This is a genomic window from Paraburkholderia sp. SG-MS1, from assembly GCF_012275575.1.
Taxonomy (GTDB): domain Bacteria; phylum Pseudomonadota; class Gammaproteobacteria; order Burkholderiales; family Burkholderiaceae; genus Paraburkholderia.
Genome location: NZ_NPIH01000251.1, coordinates 44,987 through 58,841, shown reverse-complemented (window position 1 = coordinate 58,841; position 13,855 = coordinate 44,987). Strand labels below are relative to the sequence as shown.

The 13,855-nt window shown below is 65.8% G+C and carries 10 protein-coding genes; 6 read left to right on the top strand and 4 right to left on the bottom strand.

Annotated elements, in window-relative coordinates; translation table 11 throughout:
• Positions 1-411 (top strand): helicase C-terminal domain-containing protein (locus CIC12_RS25270; protein ID WP_274597575.1); only part of this gene is annotated, 411 nt, incomplete at its 5' end.
• Positions 412-559: 148 nt separating this feature from the next.
• Here CIC12_RS25270 and CIC12_RS25265 read toward each other — a convergent pair.
• The gene (locus CIC12_RS25265) at positions 560-3,241 is read right to left on the bottom strand and encodes a mechanosensitive ion channel family protein (protein WP_168668095.1); all 2,682 of its coding nucleotides are present in this window, start codon (positions 3,239-3,241) and stop codon (positions 560-562) included.
• Positions 3,242-3,737: 496 nt separating this feature from the next.
• Positions 3,738-5,174 (bottom strand): sigma 54-interacting transcriptional regulator, encoded by a 1,437-nt coding sequence (locus CIC12_RS25260; RefSeq protein WP_168668093.1) that lies wholly within the window; start codon positions 5,172-5,174, stop codon positions 3,738-3,740.
• A 1,306-nt stretch (positions 5,175-6,480) separates the two neighbouring features.
• On the opposite strand from CIC12_RS25260, the gene CIC12_RS25255 reads away from it, so the two are divergent.
• The 3 genes from CIC12_RS25255 (at position 6,481) to CIC12_RS25245 (ending at position 9,595) form a co-directional block, all read left to right on the top strand.
• A complete protein-coding gene (locus CIC12_RS25255) occupies positions 6,481-6,777 on the top strand; it encodes a hypothetical protein (RefSeq protein WP_168668091.1) in 297 nt (98 codons plus the stop codon).
• Between the two features lie 99 nt (positions 6,778-6,876).
• On the top strand, positions 6,877-8,079 hold the full coding sequence (locus CIC12_RS25250) for an AAA family ATPase (protein WP_168668089.1): 1,203 nt from the start codon (positions 6,877-6,879) through the stop codon (positions 8,077-8,079).
• Positions 8,080-8,167: 88 nt separating this feature from the next.
• On the top strand, positions 8,168-9,595 hold the full coding sequence (locus CIC12_RS25245) for a nicotinate phosphoribosyltransferase (protein WP_168668087.1): 1,428 nt from the start codon (positions 8,168-8,170) through the stop codon (positions 9,593-9,595).
• On the opposite strand, the gene CIC12_RS25240 is transcribed toward CIC12_RS25245, so the two are convergent.
• Entirely contained in the window at positions 9,577-11,442 is a 1,866-nt protein-coding gene (locus CIC12_RS25240; protein ID WP_168668085.1) for an ATP-binding cassette domain-containing protein, read from the bottom strand. The two genes, CIC12_RS25245 and CIC12_RS25240, sit on opposite strands and share 19 nt — an antisense overlap.
• A gap of 4 nt (positions 11,443-11,446) precedes the next feature.
• Positions 11,447-12,334: an extracellular solute-binding protein gene (locus tag CIC12_RS25235; RefSeq protein WP_168668083.1), complete on the bottom strand. Its 888-nt coding sequence runs from the start codon at positions 12,332-12,334 to the stop codon at positions 11,447-11,449.
• A gap of 296 nt (positions 12,335-12,630) precedes the next feature.
• On the opposite strand from CIC12_RS25235, the gene CIC12_RS25230 reads away from it, so the two are divergent.
• Both CIC12_RS25230 and CIC12_RS25225 read left to right on the top strand, forming a co-directional pair.
• A complete protein-coding gene (locus CIC12_RS25230; RefSeq protein ID WP_168668081.1) occupies positions 12,631-13,110 on the top strand; it encodes a molybdopterin-dependent oxidoreductase in 480 nt (159 codons plus the stop codon).
• A gap of 182 nt (positions 13,111-13,292) precedes the next feature.
• Complete coding sequence (locus CIC12_RS25225; protein ID WP_168668103.1) at positions 13,293-13,838, top strand: nitrogen fixation protein NifQ; 546 nt, start codon at positions 13,293-13,295, stop codon at positions 13,836-13,838.
• Positions 13,839-13,855: the final 17 nt, after the last annotated feature.

The following is a 13,855-nucleotide window of genomic DNA, read 5'->3' as shown; positions in this document are numbered from 1 at the left end:
CATCCGGCCTTGCCGGTCTGGGCGCAGGAGCCGGGCATGGACGAAGCCGCCCGCGACGCGTTTCTCACGCGCTTTCGCACCACGAATCAGGGGGTGGGTTTCGCGGTGCTGGGCGGGGCGTTTTCAGAAGGCGTCGATCTGGCCGGTCAGCAGTTGATCGGCGCATTCATCGCGACGCTCGGCTTGCCGCAAATGAATGAGGTCAACGAGCAGATGCGCCGCACGATGGACGCAAGGTTCGGCAACGGCTACGACTACATGTATCTGTATCCCGGCTTGCGCAAGGTGGTGCAGGCGGCCGGTCGCGTGATCCGCACGGAACAGGACCAGGGCGTGGTGCACCTGATCGATGACCGGTATCGGCGGCCCGAAGTGCGCCGCCTGTTGCCGCGTTGGTGGCAGGTGCAGTAGGGGCGATCGGGCGTGCGACTCGCGGTGTTGTGTGAGCCGCAGGCCGGTTGGGCTCGCGCAGCAGGCCGCGCACGACATTCGCAGCGGCCCGGCGCCCGGGCGGACCCGCGTTTGCCCCCCACACCAGGCGCCGTTCGCCGTCGCAGCATTATGCATGCGGCGACGGCGTCCCCGGATTGCCGGGCGTGCCCGGACCACCTGCCGGCTTCGGATCGACGGGAATCTGATCTTCGACCGGCGCATCCCCTTTTCGGCTCGCCGCGCTCGACGCAGCATCGTCGACCGGCGCATCCTTCAACGCCGGTCCGGACGACCCACCCCCTTCAACTTTCGCCGCCGCGCTCCCGGCATCCCACGTCAGCAGATTGCGCTGCGGATTCGCGATCTCGATGCCACGCTCGCGGAAACGGTCGACGATGCGCCGGTTAAATTCGCGCTGCACCCCCCAGCGCGCGGTGTCGCGACACTGTATCTGACCGGCCAGCGTGACCGCGGAACCGTCCACCGCATCGACGCCCCAGAACGCGAAGTCCGACAGGATACCGGCCTGAAAATTCTCGTCCTCGCGCAGCGCGGCGCCGATTTCCTTGAGCGTGTTGATCGCCAGATCGACGTCCTGGCCGAACACGATGTTCACGCGCACCGCCGCATTGCCGAGTCCCCGATTCGTGTTGTTCACCGTCGAGACCGAACTGAACGGCACGGTGAAGAGCGATCCGTCGCTGCCGCGCAGCCGCACGGTGCGGATCGACAGATATTCGACCGTGCCGGACACGCCCGCGAGCGTGACCCAGTCGCCGACCTGCATGGCGTTTTCCATCAACAGGAAAATGCCGGTGATGAAATCCTGCACCAGCTTTTGCGAGCCGAAGCCGAGCGCGACGCCGAAAATGCTTGCGCCCGCGAGCAGCGGCCCGATGTTCACGCCGAGTTCGCTCAGGCCGGTCAGCACCACCACAAGCGCGATCACGCAGAAGAGCGCGCTGCGCAACATCGGCAGCAGCGTGCGCAAGCGCGCGGCGCGCACGAGGTCGCCGCTGGTGGTCCAGCGGTCCAGCCGCCGTTCGACCGAGACGTTGACGATTTCCCACACGATCAGCGCAATGATCGCGGCCACGCCGATGGTGGCGAGCGCCGACGCGAACCGATGGCCGATCGTGCCGGCGCGGAACAGATCGACGACGTCGGCGCCCCATACCTGCAACAGTCCCAGCGCGGTGACGACGCCGATGACCCAGCCGATTACCCGCCGCAGCAGCGGGTAATAGCGGTAAGCATGCTGGTGCACGAGCGATTTCGCCGACTCGTCCTGCGCCTGGAAGAGCCGCGCCAGCGCCCCGAAGATCACGATCGACGCGAGCCGCGCGCCGACCAGAATCGCCACGGTCCAGCCGCCGACGTGAAGCAGCGCGTGATAGCCGTTCTGCACGTCGAATGCCCACACGAACCACAGCGCCATCACGACGGCGGCCGTGAACCACGCCCAGGCGTCCGCGAGCGCATTGGTGAACATTTCCAGCGAGTCGTGCTTCGCGAAGCGCTGGCGGATCAGATCGCCGACCGGTCTTGCGCATCGCAGGATCAGGATCGAGATCATCACGTGGCCGGCGAGCGCCACCACTTTCAAGAGCGCGAGATGCGCGGCGTCGTTCAGGCCGAGCGACTGCCCGATCTCGGCGAGGGCGACGCCCGCGCCCACCACACCGACAATCCGCGCGATCCAGCGTTGCACGAAGACGGCCCAGGCGTCGCCCATGCGCAGCAGCCGCAGACGCGGCGCGGTGGGTTGCAGAAAGAAGTCGCCGATGATCACGATGACGCGGCACAGCGCGTAGATGTCGATCAGCGAATCGAGCGCGCGGTCCTGCGGGGTGCCATTGGTGGTGAACACCGAGATCAGCGCGCTCGCCGCGCCGACGAACACCGCGAGCGGCAGCAGGCGCAGCGCGGTGATCAACAGCGCGCGCGGCAGACGCTGCAGTAGCGTCCAGTGATGAGTGGCTTTGCGCTTGCCCTGGGCTTCGATCACGCGGTCTTCGGCGGACGCCGGATCGGCCACCGCAGCAGTACTGACGGCTTGCACTTCGGCTTCGAGCACCGGCGGCACCGGTCCCGTGGGCAGCGGCAAAGGCAAGGTTGGCGCGGCGCCGGGCGTGTGTGCCGCAGGCGGCGCCGTGTCGACGGGCGTCGTGGCTTGCGTGGCTTGTGCGTCGTCGCCGTTGAATTCGTCCTGCTCGTTGTTGCGTTCGCGGCGCGCGGCGATCGCCAGGTATGCGCGGCGCAGCAAACGTCGCGCGAGCCATTCGACCACAAGTGCGGGCACGAGCGCGGCCAGCAGGGTCCACAGGACGTTGACCAGCAAGGCGCGCGCGTGCGGGCTCGTCAACTGCCAGTTCCACCACGCGCGTACCGACGTGACGTCGAGCAGCGCGGCGAGCGAGCCGCGCAGGGACTTGGTGAGGTGCATCGCCCAATGGGCGCCCTGACGGGCCATTTGCGACGCGAGTCCGTTGGATTTGAACGCGTCGGGCACCAGCGCGGCGGGACCGCTCGCCGCTGCCGGGGCGGACGCGGCAGCCGGCGCGGAGGCGGCCACGGGCGGGGCGTTCAGCGCGCCGGCGGCGGCGATCGCTTGCAGCGTATCGGCGACTTGCGCGCGGCGTTTCGGGTCGTTGAGCACGGCGAGGGCGTCGCGTGCCTGCTGGGGCGTCAGGCTTACCGCGCTGCCGGAGACCGGCGTCGCGGGTGCGGCTTGCGCGGCGGCCGCGACGGCCGGCGCCGCGCCGATGACGAAGAAAAGAAGAAGCCAGACGTGGAATAGTTTGCGCATAGGGTGTAAGGCGGGATACCGGGTGCGGACATTGTGCCGAAACATGGGACGGGTCGGCGGCGTGACCATGAACCGACACCGGCCGGGGCGTACAAGTTCCGCAGGTGAATTGCCGTTGGGTGAAGGCTTTCAGCTGGGCCGGGGACGCGACGCGTGCCTGGGTGGGCTGCATGCCAGGCGTAACCATAGCCGATGACGACATCCATGCCAGGCGGACGGGGGCGAACGGCCCGTCCAGCACGGATAGCACAAAGCTTGCCCGCTGGATCGGTCCGGTGTCTTCAAATCGGGCTTGCGTCGCGATGCGGCGGGCCGAAAGCGGCGCGCTGGAAAGGGTCGATCCGATAGCGGATGAAGCAGGTGATCGCCATAGCGAAGCTCCCGGGGGCGGCGGGATGAAACCGCTTGGAGATCAATATGGGGTGCGCCGGCCCGAGATGTTTCACGGCCAGATGAGGTGCGAGCGGGAAAGGTCCAGCGCCGCAACCGCCCCGGCTCAAGCCACCGAGGACGTTTGCCGCTGCGCCTCGTCGTCGGCGTCCGGGCCGCCGGTCGCGTTCGACGCGCGGGTCCCCGCGGGTTCCTGATGCAACCGGTTTGCATGCATCAGCCGATACAGTGTCGCGCGCGAAATGCCCAGCTCGGCCGCCGCTTCGGACAGCTTGTAGCCATGCCGCTGCAGCGCGTGTTCGACCGCGTCCTTTTCCGCCTTGCTGCGGATTTCCGCAAGCGTCACCGCCGGGCCGTTGTCCGCTTCCGGCAGACCAAGGTCGCTCGCGGTGATGAAGCGGCCCTCGCTCATCACCACCGCGCGCCGCACGCAATTGATCAGCTCGCGCACATTGCCCGGCCACGGATAGTTCGACATCGCGACGATCGCGTCGCTCGACAGCCCGCGCACTTTGCGCGCCCCGTCCCGCCGGTACATGCTGAGCGCGTAGTTGGCGAGCAGCTTGATGTCGCCGCCGCGCTCGCGCAACGGCGGCTCGACGAGGCGCAGCACGCACAGCCGGTGATACAGGTCGGAGCGGAAGCGTCCGTCTTCGACCGCCTTGTCCAGATCGACGTGGGTCGCCGAAATGACCCGCGCGTCGACCTTGATCGGCCCATTGCCGCCGAGCCGCTCGATCGTGCCTTCCTGCAGAAAGCGCAGCAGGACTGCCTGGCATTCGTGCGGCATGTCGCCGATTTCGTCGAGAAAGAGCGTGCCCTCGTGCGCGCTTTCGATCCGGCCGATCTTGCGTTGCAGCGCGCCGGTGAACGCGCCGCGCTCGTGGCCGAACAGTTCGGCTTGCAGCAGGCTCGGCGGAATCGCGGCGCAGTTGATTGCGACGAACGCGCGGCCGGCGCGCGGCGAGCGCTCGTGAATCGCACGAGCGGTCAGTTCCTTGCCAGTGCCCGATTCGCCGGCGACGAACACCGGCGCGTCGGTCACGCCGCATTTGTCGATGCGCCGGTACAGCTGCTGCATGGCCTCGCATTGTCCGACCATGCCGTGCCGCCCGAGCGAAGGCTCGGGCGCATCGGGCGCGTGACGCAGGCTCGACAGCCCGTGCGCATGGCCGAGCGCGAACACGAGCCGGTCGTTCAGCCACGGCCGCGTGACGAAGTCGAAGCAGTAATCGAGGATGAAGCGGCTGACCAGTTCGTCTTCCGCCTGGCCGGGGACGATCTGCGCGACCCAGTTGGTCTCGACGCGCCGCATGCAGGACGCGAGCGCGGACAGATGCTGCGACGTGCACTCGTCGGGCAGTTGTACGAGGCCGACTTTGATATTGCCGCGCTCGATCATGCGTTCGGCGATTGCCGTGCTTTTGGCGTGCACGGCTTGCCAGCCAGACGTCGCCAGAAAATCGACGAGTTTCTGATCGGGCGAGTTCGACACGTACAGAACGGTGCGTTCCGCGTCGACAGGCGTGCAAGTCGTAGTCATGTTACCCCCGGTTCGATGCTGCTCTCAGGACCGCTGTTCGACACATTGGATACGCCGGCGGGCGGCACCGGCCTTCAGTCAACTGAACCAGCCCGGTCCGCTCGCGCGGATCGGGCTGGTTGGCGTGCAACGTTCAGGGCCGGCTGCAGCAGTCCGGCGACGACGCATACGGCGGTTGCACTGATGGGGCATGGAACGGGCGGCATAAAACCGCGAAAATGCCACAAGGTGAACCGATAGCGTGAGCGTTCATTGCTGAAACCGCCGCACGCCTTCACCGCGAATCACCAAACCGTTTTTTGCCTCGATGACCTGAAAACGGCGCTCTAATTGGCGCATGGCTTAAAGATAAGCGAAAGCGCCTGATAGCGCCATACAAACAAATCGGGATTAAGAAATGATTTTCGTGCAATTGGCGCGCTGTGGACGATTAAAAAGAACCGGTCAAGCCGGGTTATGCGAGGCTTCCCACATAACCATGCAATCGCGCCGCGCTAAATCGCAATGCGAATGGCGCGTCGGCAATGTGGTTCGTCTCATGCCTGCTACATATCGGGCAGGCCCGCGCCAGCGTGACGTGATGCTGGGACGATCAGTATCGCTAACTGGGCGAGTTGCGCAAACCTTGGCCAGTCATGGCCCGCGCAGGATTGGCACGTGGCCGGCGAGCGCCGGGTTGCTTCGCGGCGCCGCCGACCGTGGCGCATCGGCGTTTCACGAACGAATCAACCTGCGGCACGGACGATTTCGGTCACGGCTGCCACGCCGCATGATTCACGGCGGCATAAGGCTTCCGGTCCGCATGGCATAACCATTGCAATAAGCACTGCATGTGAAATCTGAATGCGTTGGCGACCGGTCCGCAGCACGGGGAAAGCTGAGATTGGAAAAAAGCCGGCGGCAACACGGACTTCACAGGCACGGCCGGGGAAGCCGGGCTTGCGTGGCGGCGGGGCCAACTGAACGGACGTCGATTAAAACGGCTGAATGACCGATACACAGATTATCGGCATTCCGAACCGGATGACGTGAAATTGACTCGCGATCAGGTTCCTTTTACCGATGGACTGAAGGGATGTAAATAACGATGAGTGCCGCATTCGCGCAGTTCGGCGAGTAACGCACCCCGAACAAGGGCAGGGGCAGCGCCGGCCAGGACCAGCCGGTGCGAAGAAGCGAGGAGAGGCCACAGTCTCCAGAGAGAGACACATGTTACGAGGTGGACTGGGTGCCGTGTCCGTGCTGTCGCACGGACACGGACATCTGGACAAAAAACGTGGGCAAGGCTCATCTTTCGGGGGCTGTCATGAAAAAACGGATTCGCGAGCCGGACGCTGTCGTGCGCACGGACCCATTCCCTGGCGCGGGCGCAAGCGGGCTTTCCTATCGCAGGCGTGTCGCGGCGCGACGGCGCGCGCTGTTCGCCGAGTCACCCGTCGATGTGATGACGCTGGTGGTTGCCGAGGCGCTCAGGCGCAAGGCCCAGGCCGAGATCCGGCGCGACGCGTTGCGCGACGCGCTCTATGAAATGCCGGTGTCGCCCGAACGGCATACCGATCACGAGCGCGACACGCAGATCCGGCCAACACCGTTCGACGAATAGCGACGCATAACGACGAACAACGACGAATGAGTCCGCACGCCGACGGGGAGCTCGGCGTGGCCTCCCCAACCGGCGGCCTCAGACCGATGGAGACCTGACATGATCGACATCTTCCTGATTGCCGCCAGCATCGACCACGCGCAGCAGATCGTCGCGCGGCTCGAGGGAAGCGGCGTGCGTTACCGGTTGCGCACGGCATACGGCTCGGCCCGGCAACTGCGTGTGCACGCGCGCCTGATCCGCAGTGCCGATCTGCTGATCGTCGACGACGCCAGTCTGAACGCGCGTGAAATGGACGGTATCGAGGAGGCGCTCGCCTGCTGGCCGGCGCTCGATTGCATGCTGGTGGTGCGCTCGCCGGCCACCGCGTTGCCCGGCGCGGCGATGCGCGTCGGCGTGCAGCACGTGCTGTCATGGCCGCTCGATCCGCGGGCCGTCGCCGCCGCGCTCACCCAGATCGACGCGAGGAAAACCGCGGCCGGGCGGCGCGCGGGCCGCGTGGTGTCGCTGGCATCGAGCAAGGGGGGCAGCGGCACGACGCTGATCGCGGTCAATCTCGCCTGTTCGCTAGCCGCGCAGCGCGAGCGGCGCGTGCTGCTGATCGACCTCAGCCAGCAATTCGCCGATGCCAGCCTGCTGATGGCCGACAGGCCCCCGCCGACCACGCTGGCCGATCTATGCTCGCAGATTGATCAGCTCGACGCCGCGCTATTCGACTCGTGCGTGATGCACGTGCAGGCGAACCTCGACGTGCTGGCCGGCGCGGGCGACCCACTCAAGGCCGCCGAGTTGCGGCCCGCGCAGCTGCAGCGGATTCTCACGCTGGTGCGCGAGCGCTACGATGCCGTGCTGATCGACATCGGCCAGAGCCTGAACCCGTTGACGATCCACGCGCTCGATCATAGCGACGCGATCTGCATGGTCGTGCGGCAGACGCCGCTGTACCTGCACGGCGGGCGCCGCATGCTCGACATCTTCCGGGAACTCGGTTATCCGGCCGCGAAGGTGCGAGTGGTGGTCAATCAATACGACAAGAACGCGCAGATCAATCTGTCGACGCTCGAAAAGACCCTCGGCGCGAAAGTCGCGCATCAGCTTCCGCGCGACGACCGCCAGGTCAACGAGGCGCTGTGCCGCGGCGTGCCGCTCGTGACGCTCGCGCGCGACAGCGCGCTCGCCCACGGCATCGGCCTGCTTGCCAACATGCTGCTGCCGGCTATCGCCGAACGCCGGAAGAGCATGATCGGCCGGCTGCTGGCCACGTGGCCGAATCTGCCGCCGCAATTGAAGCCGGGGCTCTGAGCCGGTCCGCTGAGCGGCGCGTTGCACGGGTATTTTGACGGTGTATGGTAAAAGAACCGCATCCGTTCGATTACCTTGGGGAACTCACGTGAGCGCTGGCGACATCGCGTCGATCCTGTCCAATCCGATCCTCAACACGGATTCGTACAAGGCCTCGCACTATCTGCAATATCCGCCCCAGGCGTCGGCGATGTTCTCGTACATCGAGTCGCGTGGCGGGCGCTATGAGCGCACGCTGTTCTTCGGTCTGCAAATGCTGCTGAAGGAATACCTGTGCCGGCCGGTCACCCGGGCCATGATCGAGCAGGCCAAAGCGTTTTTCAGTACGCATGGCGAGCCGTTCAACGAAGCGGGTTGGCGCTATGTGGTCGAGCAGTGCGGCGGCTATCTGCCGGTGCGGATTCGCGCGGTGCCGGAAGGCTCGGTGGTGCCGACGCACAACGTGCTGGTGACGGTCGAATGCGACGACCCGCGGGTGTTCTGGCTCGCTTCGTATCTGGAAACGATGCTGCTGCGCGTGTGGTATCCGATCACGGTGGCGACGCAAAGCTGGCATCTGCGCAAAACGATCCGCGCCTACCTGCAAAGGAGCAGCGACGACCTCGCGCAATTGCCGTTCAAGCTGCACGATTTCGGCGCGCGCGGGGTGTCGAGCGCGGAATCGGCGGCGATCGGCGGCGCGGCGCATCTGGTCAGTTTCATGGGTTCGGACACGGTGCTCGGCGTGGCGGCGGCGAACCACTACTACCACGAAACGATGGCGGCGTTTTCCGTGCCGGCCGCCGAACACAGCACCATCACGTCATGGGGCCGCGAGCGCGAGACCGACGCGTTCCGCAACATGATCGCGCGCTTCGGCAAGCCGGGCGCGATCGTTTCGGTGGTGTCCGATTCCTACGATCTGTTTGCCGCGCTCGACGTATGGGGCACGCAACTGAAACAGGCCGTGCTCGATTCACGCGCCACCCTCGTGATCCGGCCCGACTCCGGCGATCCGCGCACGATCGTATTGCAGACGCTGCGCGCGCTCGACGCGTCGTTCGGCTCGGTGGTGAATGGCAAGGGCCGGCGCGTGCTCAATAACGTGCGCGTGATTCAAGGCGACGGCGTGAACCCCGATTCGATCGCGACGATCCTCGCCGCGATGGACGAGGCCGGCTTCGCGGCCGATAACATCGTATTCGGCATGGGCGGCGCGCTGTTGCAGCAGATCAACCGCGACACGCAGCGCTTCGCGATGAAGTGTTCCGCGATCCGCCTTGGCGACGAGTGGCACGACGTGCGCAAGGACCCGGTCACGGATGCCGCGAAGCGTTCGATGAAAGGGCGTCTGACGTTGCTGAAGCATCGCCGCACCGGTGAGTACCGGACCGTCACGCTGCCCGTCACGTGGGACGAACACACCGTCGCGGGCGACTGGGACGAAGCGCTCGTGACGGTGTTCGAGTCCGGCGAGCTACGGGTCGATGCATCGCTCGCCGAAATCAGGAGGCGGGCTCACGCGGACGAAGCCTGACGCGAGCCGCACGCCGCGGCCCAGATGTTGACGCCCGCCGCGCGGAGGTCGAGCCGGCACGGCGCACCCTCGCGCAAACCGGCGTCTTCGCTGGCAAGGTCGAAGCCCACCCCGGCGATATTCACGCGAACATAGCGCTCGCCGCGCCGCAATTCGACCGACTCGACGACCCCGGCATGCGCGCCCTGTGGCGTCACGGCCAACGCATGCGAGGACACGCGCCACATGACGCGTTGACCCGCGGCTGGAAGGGAGACACCGTTGGCCGTTGACACCGTCAAGCCCGGAGCGATCTGCAGCTGACCCGCCGCGCTCATCGAACCTTCGCCGACGTTGTGCAAGCCGAGCAAGGCGGCCACCCGTATCGAAGCGGGCCGCTCGAACACGTCGGCGACCGCGCCGGCCTGCAACACGCGCCCCTGTTCAACCACCAGCACCTCGTCTGCGAGCAGCGCGGCTTCATCCGGATCGTGTGTGACGATGATCGTCACCGCGGCGATCTCCCGCTGCAATGCCCGCAGCGATTGCTGCAAGCGGCGCCGCCGCGGCGTATCGAGCGCAGCGAACGGCTCGTCGAACAGCAGTAGCCCGGTATGGCGCGTGAGCGCGCGCGCGAGCGCCACCCGTTGCCGCTGACCGAACGACAACTGATGCGGCAAGCGTCCGACTAGCGGCGCGAGGCCCAGATGATCGAGCCAGTAACGTGCGCTGGCGGCGTCGGCGTCAAGGGGAAAGCTGAGCTGGCGCGCCACGCTCATGTGCGGAAACAGGCCGTAATCCTGCGGCATGTAGCCGATCTGGCGGTGCTCGGGCGGCAGCATGTGCAACTCGGTCGCGCCTAGCCGCACCGTGCTCGACGCGTTCGATTCGAGCCCCGCGATCAGACGCAGCGCTAGCGATTTGCCCGAACCCGACGGCCCGATTATCGCGAGACGCCGCGTGGCCGGCGCCCACGCGATGTCGAGATCGAAGGCGCCCACCTGACGTTGCAGATGGAACGTGAGGCGGCGATTGTCGGCGTCGCCGCGGCTCGCGGTGAGATCTGTGCCGGGTTCGAGCGTGTCATCGCCGTTTTCGGTTGGGTCGGGCGTGGTTTTTTGCCGAAGACTGTAGATGGACAGCGCGGCGCAGAGTATCGCGATCGCGAGCGTGGGCAGCAGCAACGGCATCATCGCCGGCAGCCCCTGGCCGCCGAATACGACGTACGTGTAGACCGGCAACGAATACGGGTGATAGGCGAGCATCACGGTCGCGCCGAATTCGCCGAATGCACGCAGCCACGCGAGCGCGAGTCCTGCGCGAATTGCCGGCCACGCCACCGGCAGCATCACGCGGAAAAAGCGGCTGCTGGCATGATGGCCGAGCGTGGCGGCGACGTCGTCGAGCATTGGATCGACCGCGGCGAATGCGGACTTCGCGGCGATGATCAGAAACGGCGCGGCCACGAAGATTTCCGCGAGGACGATGCCGGCGAACGAATCCGTCAGGCCGCCGCCGGTGAGGCGGCCGATTCCGCTATAGGGCCCAAGCAGAAACAGCAGCAGCACGCCGCTCGTCAGCGGCGGCAGCGCGAGCGGCAACTGCACGACGAAGCCCAGCAGCGCCATCTTGCGCGTATTCGACCGCGCGAGGAAATAGCCGAGCGGCACGCCGCCCAGCAGGATCATGAACGAGGCCACCGTGGCGCTCGCCGCCGATACGCCGACCGCCGACCACGTCGCGCGCCAGTCCACGTTTGCCCAATCCGCGGCGCCGAGTTGCGGCACGCTCGCGACGAACGGAGCGCACAGATAGACAGCCAGCAGCGCCGCCAATAACAGCAGCGGTCGCGCAGCGGCGCGCTTCACCGCGTCAGTGCGTGGCGGCGTCGATGACGGCTTGCACCGAAGGCGGCATCGACTGCACGGCGCCGCTCACGACGGGTTTGACAACGTCCACGCCATGCTGCTTGAGCAGGGCGCGGCCTTGCTCGCTCAGCAGGAAGTCGACGAAGCTGACCGCTCCGGGGCGATTCGCCGCGTCGTTGAGGATCGTCAGTGTGTAGCTGGCCTTGGCTTGCAATTCAGGCGCCGGGTGGATCGCCGGAATCTTCAGGTCGGACGTCTCGGTCGAGTAGAAGAAGCCTGCATCGAGCTGGCCTGATTGCAGGCGGCCCACCAGCGTTTCCTCGGGCAGCACCTGCGCGGGATTTTCCGGCGCGCCGAGCGTCTTCTCGACCAGGTCCGGCTGATGGTAGAGCCCGGCCGCTTTCGTCATCATTTCGACGGTGAATGCGCCTTTCGGATCGAGCTTCGGATCGGTGCGGCCGATGCGAATACCCGGCTGCTGCAACACCTCGTCCCAGCGCTTGCTCTTGAATTGCGACGCGAATTTGCTCTGCGGGTTATAGCCGATCATCAACGGCGACTCGGCGAAATTCACATACCACGTGACGTGATCGCCGTTCGCCTCGCCCATCAGGCTGGCGTTCACCTTCGGGCTCGCGCTGATGAACACGTCGCCGCGCCGAAGCTTGCCCTTGATCTCGTTGGCGATCTTGTTGGAACCCGCCGCATAGCCGCGGAACTGCTGGCCGGTGGCCTTTTCGAACGCGGGGCCGATGCTGCGCTCCATCAGGTTGACGAGCGACCCGGCGTACAGCACGTTGACCGTGTTGTTCCCCGAGTCCTGCGCGAAGGTGGGCGCGGCCGTTACGATGCCGGTGACGACCACGAGAGAAGCGAGCAGCTTGCGGATCATGCGATAACCCCGATGCGTTATGTGTGAGCGTCGCATTACGACGCCATTACGTTGGCTTGCGTTGCCCTGCGTTGCCTTTGCGTTGTGCGGCGACATGGCCGGTTTAGCGAACCGCGCGCCGTCGTTGCCACGAATGCGAGGCGTCACTCCGACGGCGGCGTAATGGCCGATATGCGTGGCGGTATACCGCGTATTGACACGTTGATGCACACGCCTGCCACCATCGCAGCGTAATATACACACGGACATAGCGAATGAACAGATCACCAGGGCGTCGATGCTGGAGATAACCGCGTATGGATAGTGTGAATACGATTGCCGCGCCCGCCGTCGACGGTGCGCTCGTGCTGGGCGGACGGTTTCAGCGTCCGCTGTCGCTCAGCCTCGAAGCGCTTCGGCGTTACGACAGCGTGACGGCCGCGCCTTTCGATCTGTGTTGCTATACGACGAATCGCTTCATTCGCAGCGTCGATGCGTACCGTGGCGTGCGCCTGACGACCTTGATCGCGGAAGCTGGGTTGCCGAACGAGGTGCCGGGCGAATTCAAGCGTACGGTGTTCGTCGCGCGCGGGCTGGACGGGTATAGCGTGACGTTCTCGTGGCACGAGCTGTTCAATACGCCGATCGGAGAGAACGTGCTGATCGCTTACGAATGCGGCGGTCGCATGCTCGATGCCGAAGACGGCGCGCCGATTCTGTTCTCCGGCTCGGACATCCTGCCCGCACCGCGTCACGTTAAACGGCTCGCGCGAATCGAAGCGTGGGTTTTGAGTTGATACGTTGGACCTGATGCGTGGGTTGGGAGGGCTGACATAATAGGTTGGCTCTTCATCATCGCTTTGCCGCCATGTCTGACGATCCGCTTGCACGCGCTGTTCCTGCCGTATCTGCTGCCGGGGTTGGCGCATGCGACGTCGAGCCGCTGTCGTTGCCGCCCGACCCGCAAGTCGCCGCATGCATGAGTCAATGGCTGCATGCAACGACGAACGCGGCCAGCGCCGACACGCGGCTTTTCGCCAAGCTGATCGCCGCGCGCGACGTGCATGACGAACTCGCCTTACTCGGACTCCGGCCGCGCGAGTGGCATGCGCTGCTGGCGCGGCATTTCACGCATGCGGCCGAAGTGGCATTGGCGCGCAACGTCGACATGAACGCCAACATCGACGAACACACCTCCTTCGTCCGCTCGCTCCACGCGCTCCTGCTCACCCACACAAGCCCCGTCGTCCACGCCGACGATGCGCACTGCCTCGCCACGATCATTGCCCACGCATGCCTGCGGCCCGACCACCTGTGGCGCGACCTTGGCCTCGCCGGCCGCACCGAAGTCACGTGGATGCTGACGCGCTATTTCCCCACACTTGTCGCGCTGAATGTCGCCAACCTGCGCTGGAAAAAATTCCTCGCCGCACAGCGCGCGCTTTCGTTGGGCTTGCCGCCTAGCCCCGCGCCGGGTTGCCCTGGCTGCGAAGACTACGGATATTGTTTCCCGCCACAACGTTGAAAGCCGTTCGGCCAGGA